The following is a 9,757-nucleotide window of genomic DNA, read 5'->3' on the forward strand; positions in this document are numbered from 1 at the left end:
TCCGGTTCCTTCCATTGGGCTTTTAGGTATCTGGTGGGCAATCCCCATCGGTTGGTTTCTGGCAGATGCCGCCGGACTATTTTACTACAAATATAACAGCTTTTTCACTCGACACCATTCTTAAAATCAGCTATAATGTCATTTATGACGTACTCTTTGTATAATTTATTCCATTTAATGTACATTTTGGACAAAGACCTACTTACATAATTTTACATAACCTCTAACATACAAACGAGAAGGACGACAAAATGGCCAGTTTAGCAAAAGAATTGAAATATCACAAAATACATAAGAAAATTAAAGACATCTCGCTTCATCTCTTTTTGGAAAATGGCTTTGATGATACTAGTATCAATGACATCGTGAAAGACGCCGGATGCTCACTTGGAACCTTTTATAAACATTTTAAAGGCAAAGAGATTCTGTTTATTGAGATCTGGGATGAGTATGTTTCCGGACATACCAGACAAATGATAACATTCGCACCCAAAGACCCCTCCGGCGAAGAAATGGTTGATTATATTATAAAGAAAGCATATGACTATGGACACAATGAAATAACCATCAAGCTTTATCCGATCAGCCAGAAACTTGCTATATCTTATAATTATCCACTTTTACATATATGGGCAGGCCAGGCTACAGAATTAATGCTGAATTATATCAGAAAATCCTGCCCTGGTATGTCTTTAACCCGTGCAAATACCATTGCCAACATCTGGCGTTGCCTGATTGATAATTATGCAATGTCCTTTGTATGGCTTAAAAATCCACGATACTCCTTTTATACTGAAGAATTAAAGGAGTGTCTTCTGAAACTTCTGGAATTTTAGAGTCTGCTGGCTTTCAAGGCAGATAAACGGCAAAATTAAAACAAAAAAACCTCTTGACATTTTTTAACCACAATACTATACTATGCATAGTATACAATACATAGTATGCATAACAGGGTATCAGGAGGTATTACATGGATACGCAAAGAAAAAAGGGTCTGCTGGATATCTGTGTATTGTCCGTCTTAAAACAAGGTCCGTCTTATGGATATTTGATCAATGGAGAGGTTTCAAAATGTATTGAGATATCCGAATCAACCTTATATCCTATCTTAAAACGACTGGAATCCACGGGCAGTCTCACAACATATAAGCAGGAATACAACGGGCGCACCCGTAAATATTATAAAATTACGGATACAGGTATTGCAAAGATTCAGGAATTTTTAAATGAGTGGGAAGAAATGAAACAAATTTACACTTTCATAGAAAAAAACAGCCAGGAGGGATCACTATGAAGCAAGCAGAATTTTTCAAAGAATTAATGGAACAATTATCGGAGATACCAGACGCTGACAAAGAGCAGTTAAAAGAATATTATCAGGAATTGATCTGTGACGGTCTGGAGCTGGGGCGTGATGAAGAAAATATCATTGCCGGATTTGGTACCGTCGAATCCATTGTCAAACGAATTAAAGAAGAATACAGGGAAATCGGCAGACCGAGATATACCCAAACTAATACCGGGCAGGAAAACATTCAAGATGCGGGTTATGCATCCTCTACTCCCATACACACAATTAACGTGGAAGCCGAAAATGTACGAATTGAAGTAATTCCCGTGACCTCCGGTCCCATCCGGGTACTATTTAATCCACGTGAAGACTGTGATTACGTTTCCTTTACAGAACATGACGGGGAATTTAACTTCCGCCATACCATGCGTAACTTCCTTTCCTGGAACTGGCGCAATCTCTTCCGTGGTCCCTGGATACTAACTCTGGAAGTTCCCGTAGATTTTGCAGGTAATCTGAGGGTGAAATCCTCCAATGCTTCAATTTCTGTAAACGGATTGAAACATCTGACCAATTCACAATTTATTACCAGTAATGCGCGGATCAGGGTTGACGACATCCATTGCAATTCCGTTCTAATACAGAGTACCAATGCATCTTTGGATCTGAATAACCTATCCGGTGACCAGTTGGAGGCCGTGACGAACAATGGCCGTGTTACTGCATTTGGATGTACTTTTACATTCGGACTCCTGCTCTCTACACGCAATGGTGCCGTAGAAGGTAAGAACCTGACTGGAGATAACATTGTAATGAGAACCAGCAATGGTGCTGTCAGAGGTACCATCATCGGTGATATCCGTGATTACGCTATCCAGAGCCACACGGTAAATGGTTCTAATAATCTGCCGAACAGTAAATATCCGGATCAGAAAAAACATCTTGTTGCGAAGACCAGCAATGGACGTATTGATGTTGCATTTATCCGGTAAATTTTCTTAAGAGGGGAAGACACACCAGAAAATTAAATTTTGGCGTTTCTTCCCCTTACAGTCTCAGTTATTAATCCTGCTCACCTGCGCTGGAAAAGGTCATTGTATACACAATCGTTCCAATAGGTGTATAATACAATCCCATTTTTACAGCGTACTTTTTACCATTTATCCTGATTAGAGCCGGTTTCTCTTTTTTGATATATTCCAGATTCCAGTGATTGGCTTCACAGTATTTTTCAATTTCATGAAAATAGGCTTCCATGGTAGCTGGCTTTTCATCCAGATCTACCACTAACGCAGATCTGCCTTGAGGCATTCCCTGATTCAGCTCATCTGCTATTTTTTTTAAAGATACGTATTCCATCAGCCACAGCACAAACAATACTACAATATTTACCAGTATCACGTAACGCACTGTCTGCGTCAAAAACGCAGCTATCGTCATCACCGCTACTACTACAAGAAACACCAGATAGCTGGATGCTGCACCGGTTAACAGACTGTGTTCTTTTGGCGTTCTTCCATGTATCCACCAGAAAAAGACACCCAATATCAGGTAACCAGCCAAGATAACAGGCATATATGGCAGCGCCAGAACAATGCCCGCTGCATCACCGGTGAAACTCACTACTAAAAGTGAACTCATCATTAACACTAAACCCAAAATGCTGCCCTTTAATCCACATTCTTTTCGATTTTCCACACTCATCGTAATCCCTCCCGAATTAACGCTCTCAGATCTTTTAAATATTTTCTTGAAATATATACAGATGCCCCGTTATCCAGCTCCGCCTTCATAAGTCCATTTGCCAGGGGACTGTAAACGCTGACTTTATTCAAATGCAGAATTACAGATTTCGAAACTCTGACAAATTTTACAGGGAGCAGTTTTTCTAACTCATACAATTTTTTCGCAGATTCAAATATCTTCTCTCTGGTATGAACATATTGGACATTGTCAACCGATTCAATTATATAAATACTTTCACTTGGGATCCTGTAAATCTTCCCGTCCGCAGTACATGGAACAATGACCGCATTATATTCTTCATTTTCAATATATGATGAAATCTGTTCAGCCTGAGGTGTTAATTCATGCACATGCAGCGCCGCATATTCTATTTTGTCCTCCGGGATCTTCTTAATAACTACTTTCATTTTCTGCCCCTCCCTATGGACTTATATTATAATAAATTCCGGGAGAAATCTATATTATTTTAGTAAGTGGGCGGTTATGGGAGTGTAAGTGGCAAAAAGTACATTTCTATTCCTGCGGAACCAGCATCACCTTCACAGCATCTTCCGCTTTTTCCGCCGTTTCAAAAGCCTCTTCCCAGTCCTCCAGCTTAAACCGGTGGGAGATTAGTCCTTCGGTCCGTATCAACCCTTTTTGTATCCCCTTTATCACAGCAGGATAAGTCAGCGCCGACAAATGAGATCCGATTATCGTTAATTCTTTCCCATCCCCGATTACATTCCAATCCGCCTGTACTTCCTTTGCAAATACACCCATCTGAACATAACGCCCCAGATTTTTCAGTGCATCCATTCCCTGTGTGACACTTCCGGGACTTCCGGACGCTTCTACGTAGACATCACAGCCCAGACCGTCTGTCAGTTTCATAATTTCTTCCGCCACATTACATTCTGCCGGATTCAATACTAAATCCGCTCCAAATTCTTTTCCCATTGCCAGCCGGTTCTCCTTTACATCAATTCCAATCACCATTCCGGGAAGATAAAGACTGGCTATATTCACCATGGACAGCCCAATTGCTCCAAGCCCTGCAATCACTACCACATCGCTGTGTTTGATATCAGCACGTTCCAATGCATGCATTCCGCAGGCGATTGGTTCCACCAGAACTGCCTGCTCCTGTGTAAATCCTTCCGGAATTCTGTGTTTTATACAATTCTTGTCAATCTTAACATATTCTGCAAAACCGCCATTGGCATATTGCTTAAATCCAAAAACTGCTGACCGGGTACACATCCAGTATTTTCCTTCCCGGCAGAATTTACATTCACCACAGGGAATTACCTGCTCCGCCGTAATAACTTCTCCAACCTCATATCCCGTAACATCCTCTGCTTTTTCTACGATTTCTCCGTAAAACTCATGTCCCCCTATGCACGGCGCTTCTATGTACCTGTTTTCTTCTGAAGTTCCCCAGATACGGATTCCCCCATGGTAAGATTTTACGTCGCCTGCGCAGATCCCGCAGCCCTTTACCTTTAACAGCAGTTCCCCTTTCCCTATCTCCGGTACCGGAAAGTCTTCGTAGCGGTTATCGTATGGCGCATAGGATACCAGCGCTTTCATTGTTTTACTCATATTGGTGCTCCTCCATTTTATAATAATTCTTTACTTAGCAACTAATATTGTTTCATTGCTTTTCATTTTTTTATCTTTTTTCATTATTTTTTATAAATTGTATCGTAATATTCCTGTGCATTGGATGAATCTATCACATCAATGGGCATATACTGGGTTTCCTCAATCTTTTCATTTTTCAGCAGTGCATTTGTCATATCAATCAAGGCTCTTCCGTGTGCTTTTCCGCCGCCAAGGCTGACGGAAGATTTCTGAGGATCCCCATTGATGATATTTAAAATTTCGTTTTCCGTAGCATCGATCCCAAAGAGTCCGACAGATTCAAAATCTGTAATGCCGGCCGCCTTAATCCCTTCATTTCCTCCTACACTTCCTCCGCCGCCAATGCAGCAGATTGCTTTTAGATTTGGATTTGCCTGTAAAAAGTTTTCTGCGTTACTGAGACCCTGCTCTGCTGTCAATGCCGGAGAAGTAGCGACTAATTTCGCATTCTTTGCGTTTTCTTCCACACCTGCTTTGATTCCATTGGCACGTTCTATGATTTCAGGAAATTCCGGAAGATCCATAAGCGCCCATTCCACAACTTCTTCATCTCCATATTTTTCGTTAATCCACTCCGCAGCTTTTTTACCGCATGCATAGCCTGTATTATAAGGATCTACCAGGTACTGGGCATCATAATTTTCTAATACCTGGGTGTAGGCAACTACATAGATTCCTGCCTCTTTTGCTTTTTTTGTCACATCGGCAATAGCATTTGCCTCCACTGCACAGATAATAATTGCATCCATTCCATTTTGGATAAAGTTCTCAATCTGGGTAACCTGCTTAGTCGCATCACTCTGTGCATCTACATAAGTAACTGACATTGCTTTTTCTTTACCATAGCTTTCTGCTTCCTGAACCAGCTCTGCCCAAACCGGATTACTGAGATCTGAAAATGTAATTCCTACATTATAAGAATCCTTACTCTCACTTTTGCCGGCAGCTTCTGTAATTGTACTGTTTTCCCCGTTTTCATTTAATGCTCCTGCTGCTGTTCCATCTTCTCCTCCCGCTTTTGTCCCCTCTGTTTGTGCTGATGCTGCTGCAGTTGTTCCTCCGCTGTCTGACGGATTGCTGCATCCAGCCAGCATGCCTGTTATCATAGCTATAGAAATTACCATGCTTAATAATCTTTTTTTCATCATAATCTTCCCTTTCATCACTTTATATTTTATTTTTTTATCTTCATTTCGTCATAAATACACTCAATATTAAAATGCATTAAAAGTTATCCACATTTTTTTCATATTATCTGATTTTGTATCCACATTTTCCACAAGATAATGTGAATATTACGCATTATTAGCATTTATAGCCTTCATTCTCTTTATCTTCTCACTGTTTGCTCTGGACATCGTATCGTAAACCACTGCAATCAGTAAGATACATCCTTTGATTACCAGCTGTACGTATTCACTGACATTTAGCAGTACCAGTCCGTTATCCAGAACTCCTACAATTAACACTCCGATAAATGCTCCCAGCATTGTTCCTTTTCCGCCGCTGCTGGATACACCGCCCAGGACACAGGCAGTCAGTACATCAAATTCAAAACCTGCTCCTGTTGCGGATTGCGCTGAATTCAGACGCGAAAGCATTAATATTGCTCCGATTGACGTAAAAAATCCGCATAAACTGTATACTAATATCCGCACTTTGCCTGTATTAACACCGGAAAGCTTTGTCGCCTCTTCATTGCTTCCGATAGCATAGAAATATCTTCCATAATAAGTCTTATTCAGGATAAATACCCCTATTGCAATTATAATCAGCAAAAATATCAGGGATACCGGGACGGAAAGTATACTACCCTGTCCTAAAAAGGAAAAGCTCCTGGGGAATCCAAACATAGGCAGTCCTTTTGATATTAAATAACTCAGACCATTTAAAATAGTCATCATGGAAAGGGTCACTATCAGAGGCGCCACTCCGGTTTTTGTAATAATTAATCCATTAATCAGCCCGATCAGTATACCAGCCAGAATAGAAATCATTATGGCTGCCACCCAGTGAACCCCCATTTTGGTCATCATATAGGCGCAAATGATATTAATCAGCGATATCTGATAAACCAGGGACAAATCTATACCGCCTGTTATTAAGACGAAGGTGAATCCCACTGAGCAGATACCAAGGGTTGCGATCTGTTTCGTGATATTAAAAATATTGTTCAGCTTTAAAAACTGCGGCGATAGTATACTAAATACCAGAAACATTGCCACCAATACCAGAAAATTTCCCAGTTCCTTAGATTTAAATAACTTTTTACTCTTATTCATCCGTATCACTCCCTGCCGATTTTGATAATATTAATTCCTGGCTGACTTCTTCTTTTTCTAGCAGCCCGGTAACTCTTCCCTTGCACAGCACCACAATCCGGTCTGACATTCCGATTAATTCTTCCATATCTGATGAAATCATAAGGATCGTCTTACCATTGTCCGCCAGTTCGTTCATAATATTGTAGATCTCCTGTTTTGCTCCCACATCAATTCCTCTGGTGGGTTCGTCAAATATTAACACCTGGGGATCCATCGCCAGCCACTTTGCCAGTACTACTTTCTGTTGATTTCCACCACTTAGATTTTTCGTTTTCTGTTCGATGGAAGGGGCTTTTGTACGAAGACTGTCCATATAAGACTGGGACATCTCTTTTTCTTGGTCACTGCTGATCACTGCAAGCGTGGAAATTCTTTTCATGCTTGGCATGGTTGTATTCTCCTTAATGCTCATTTCCAATACCAGCCCCTGACGCTTGCGGTCTTCCGGAACCAGCGCAATTCCCGCCGCTATTGCCTCTATGCAGTTTTTTGGCCGAATAGATTTTCCATTTAAAATTATTTCTCCGGATATAATCTTTTCATATCCAAAAAGCAGCTGTGCCAATTCTGTCCTGCCGGCGCCAATCAGCCCTGCCAGGCCTAATACCTCACCTCGTTTTACATCAAAGGAAACATCTTTTACACCATTACCAGTGAGCTTTTTAATAGACAGTTCGGTTTCAGAGGCTTTATTCTTTCGTTCCGGATATGTCTCACTGAGCTCCCTGCCCACCATCAGCTTAATTAATTCTGATTTACTGGTATCTGCCGTATTTACTGTAGTAATATATTTTCCATCCCGGAGTACCGATACACGGTCCGACAACCGAAAGATCTCTTCCATTCTGTGGGAGATGTAAATAATGGTCACTCCCTGTGTCTTCAAGGTATCTACGATCTTAAACATCGCCTCAACCTCTGAAGTGGTAAGGGGGGCAGACGGCTCATCCATAATTAAAATCTTAGCATCCTTAGAAACCGCCTTTGCTATCTCCACAATCTGCTGATAACCGGTAGTCAGATCTGCTACCTTTGTAGAAGGATCGATGTCTACATGAAGCCTATTAAACAGCTCCTCTGCTTTCTTATCCATTTCCTTCCGGTCTAAAACCATCCCTTTCATAATGAATTCACCCAAAAATATATTTTCCGATGCGCTGAGTACCGGAATCAGCGTAAATTCCTGATAGATAACTGCTATCCCATTCTGCCTGGACAGGGTTGGCGTCATTTGTTCATATGTATGATTGTTAATCTCAATCGTTCCTCTGGTTGGCTGTACAGCTCCGGAAATTGTCTTAATCATTGTGGACTTCCCTGCGCCGTTTTCCCCTACCATTGCATGAATTTCGCCTTCTTTAAATTCAATATTTAAATCGTCCAGAGCAACCACGCCGGGATATAATTTCGAAATATGATTCAACTTTAAAATTGTATCGCCTAGCATAACCTTCCTCCTGTTTACACCCTCAATTCTTGCAAGAATTATTTGTTTTTGTTTCTGTACCTATTATATCTGTCCCAGGGAGCCGCAACAATGCACTAAATTTAATATATTGTGTTCATTTTTATCTTTTTTCGCTATTTTTTATATATTTTAGACCATAAAAATAAAGATACCACAATGACAATGTGTCATTTATGATATCCTTATCTTAATATTCTCTATTTCATTGTATATATTTTTTAAGAAACCTTTGTTGTTTTTCATTGACACAACTTCTGCCGAGCGCTTTTAACCAGCATCCATAATCCGTTTCAGATATCCCTCAGACTCTCCCCATAGCTTTGCAGCAACTGATCCCTGTTTCCATCCGTTACGCTAAATGTCGCCTTTGTCTTTCCCTGGTTTACTACAATAATTCTGTCGCATACATCGAACATCTCCTTAATATCAGAAGTTATGAGAAGTACAGTTTTCCCTTTTGCCTTCAATGTCATAATATCTGCGTATATACTGTCTTTGGATATCACATCTATAGTCTGTGCGGGATTTACCAGGACTATCAGCGCAGGATCAGATGCCAGAACTCTGCAAAGTGCTATTTTCTTCTGAGCTAACCGGCTTTCCGGCACACAAGAATCTAAAGTACAGTATGGGCATGCGGATTTCATATAGTCGGAAAATAATTCCCCGGATATGTATTTTAATTCCCCACGGTTTAACCGTCCTGCCAGCCCTCTGTTCATTTTAAGTGCAGACATCATAATATTTTCTTCTATACTGAATTCCCAGAAGATCCGGTCATCTTCGGGCACTACAGCAATCCCTGCCTGCAATGCCTGTTCCGTGGACTTTAGGAGCAGCGTTTTCCCATCAAATATAATCTCTCCCTTATCCGCACTGCCAAGACCCATAAGCAGCCTTTCCACTGCCTTCCCGGAGTTTTTATTCACATTCAGCATCCCGGTAATGCTGCCTTTCGTAACTTTAAAATCCAGACCATGGAGAATATTTTCAAAATATACATCTGAAAATTCCAGAAGATTTTCTAATCTGGGAAGCTCTTTTGGAACTGCACGAATCCCTTCTTCTCTTTCGTTCAGCGGATAACCGATCATGTAAGAAATGATCTCATCTTCTTTTAGATGCTTTTTATCCAAAACCGCTGCCGTCTTCCCATCCCGCATAATAAATAACCGGTCGCAATATGGTTTCAGACAGCGTAAAGTTGTCTCAACCAAAATAATACTGATGCGGAGCGAACGCAGTATGTAAAAAAGTTTTGAAAACCACTTGAGCGCTTCCTGTGACATTCCGTTTAATACA

The 9,757-nt window shown here is 40.8% G+C and carries 10 protein-coding genes; 3 read left to right on the forward strand and 7 right to left on the reverse strand.

Annotation, left to right across the window (positions count from 1 at the left end):
* Positions 1 to 251: 251 nt before the first annotated feature.
* The 3 genes from RHS_RS28560 (at position 252) to RHS_RS28570 (ending at position 2,283) form a co-directional block, all read left to right on the forward strand.
* Positions 252 to 836: a TetR/AcrR family transcriptional regulator gene (locus RHS_RS28560; RefSeq protein WP_047835122.1), complete on the forward strand. Its 585-nt coding sequence runs from the start codon at positions 252 to 254 to the stop codon at positions 834 to 836.
* A 134-nt stretch (positions 837 to 970) separates the two neighbouring features.
* Positions 971 to 1,294 (forward strand): PadR family transcriptional regulator, encoded by a 324-nt coding sequence (locus RHS_RS28565; protein ID WP_027295513.1) that lies wholly within the window; start codon positions 971 to 973, stop codon positions 1,292 to 1,294.
* Complete coding sequence (locus RHS_RS28570) at positions 1,291 to 2,283, forward strand: HAAS signaling domain-containing protein (RefSeq protein ID WP_047835123.1); 993 nt, start codon at positions 1,291 to 1,293, stop codon at positions 2,281 to 2,283. The genes RHS_RS28565 and RHS_RS28570 overlap by 4 nt, the downstream gene beginning before the upstream one ends.
* Before the next feature lie 70 nt (positions 2,284 to 2,353).
* Here the strand turns inward: RHS_RS28570 and RHS_RS28575 are convergent, their stop codons facing one another.
* The 7 genes from RHS_RS28575 to RHS_RS28605 all read right to left on the reverse strand — a co-directional run.
* A complete protein-coding gene (locus RHS_RS28575; RefSeq protein WP_044296113.1) occupies positions 2,354 to 2,995 on the reverse strand; it encodes a DUF4318 domain-containing protein in 642 nt (213 codons plus the stop codon).
* Positions 2,992 to 3,444 carry a LytTR family DNA-binding domain-containing protein gene (locus RHS_RS28580; RefSeq protein ID WP_044296112.1) on the reverse strand — a complete coding sequence of 151 codons (453 nt, stop codon included), beginning with the start codon at positions 3,442 to 3,444 and terminating at the stop codon, positions 2,992 to 2,994. Before RHS_RS28580 ends, RHS_RS28575 begins: the two co-directional genes overlap by 4 nt.
* 106 nt (positions 3,445 to 3,550) lie before the next feature.
* Positions 3,551 to 4,621, reverse strand: a complete 1,071-nt coding sequence (locus RHS_RS28585) for a zinc-binding dehydrogenase (RefSeq protein WP_044296111.1) — start codon at positions 4,619 to 4,621, stop codon at positions 3,551 to 3,553.
* An 83-nt stretch (positions 4,622 to 4,704) separates the two neighbouring features.
* On the reverse strand, positions 4,705 to 5,811 hold the full coding sequence (locus tag RHS_RS28590) for a sugar ABC transporter substrate-binding protein (RefSeq protein ID WP_160295825.1): 1,107 nt from the start codon (positions 5,809 to 5,811) through the stop codon (positions 4,705 to 4,707).
* Positions 5,812 to 5,958: 147 nt separating this feature from the next.
* Positions 5,959 to 6,945, reverse strand: coding sequence for an ABC transporter permease (locus RHS_RS28595; RefSeq protein WP_047835124.1), 987 nt, complete (start codon positions 6,943 to 6,945; stop codon positions 5,959 to 5,961).
* Positions 6,938 to 8,434 carry an ATP-binding cassette domain-containing protein gene (locus RHS_RS28600; protein WP_047835125.1) on the reverse strand — a complete coding sequence of 499 codons (1,497 nt, stop codon included), beginning with the start codon at positions 8,432 to 8,434 and terminating at the stop codon, positions 6,938 to 6,940. The genes RHS_RS28595 and RHS_RS28600 overlap by 8 nt, the downstream gene beginning before the upstream one ends.
* 311 nt (positions 8,435 to 8,745) lie before the next feature.
* Positions 8,746 to 9,757 (reverse strand): hypothetical protein (locus tag RHS_RS28605; protein ID WP_395023639.1); only part of this gene is annotated, 1,012 nt, incomplete at its 5' end.

Origin of the sequence: Robinsoniella sp. RHS, from assembly GCF_001029355.1 — a bacterium.
Lineage (GTDB): Bacteria > Bacillota > Clostridia > Lachnospirales > Lachnospiraceae > Robinsoniella > Robinsoniella peoriensis.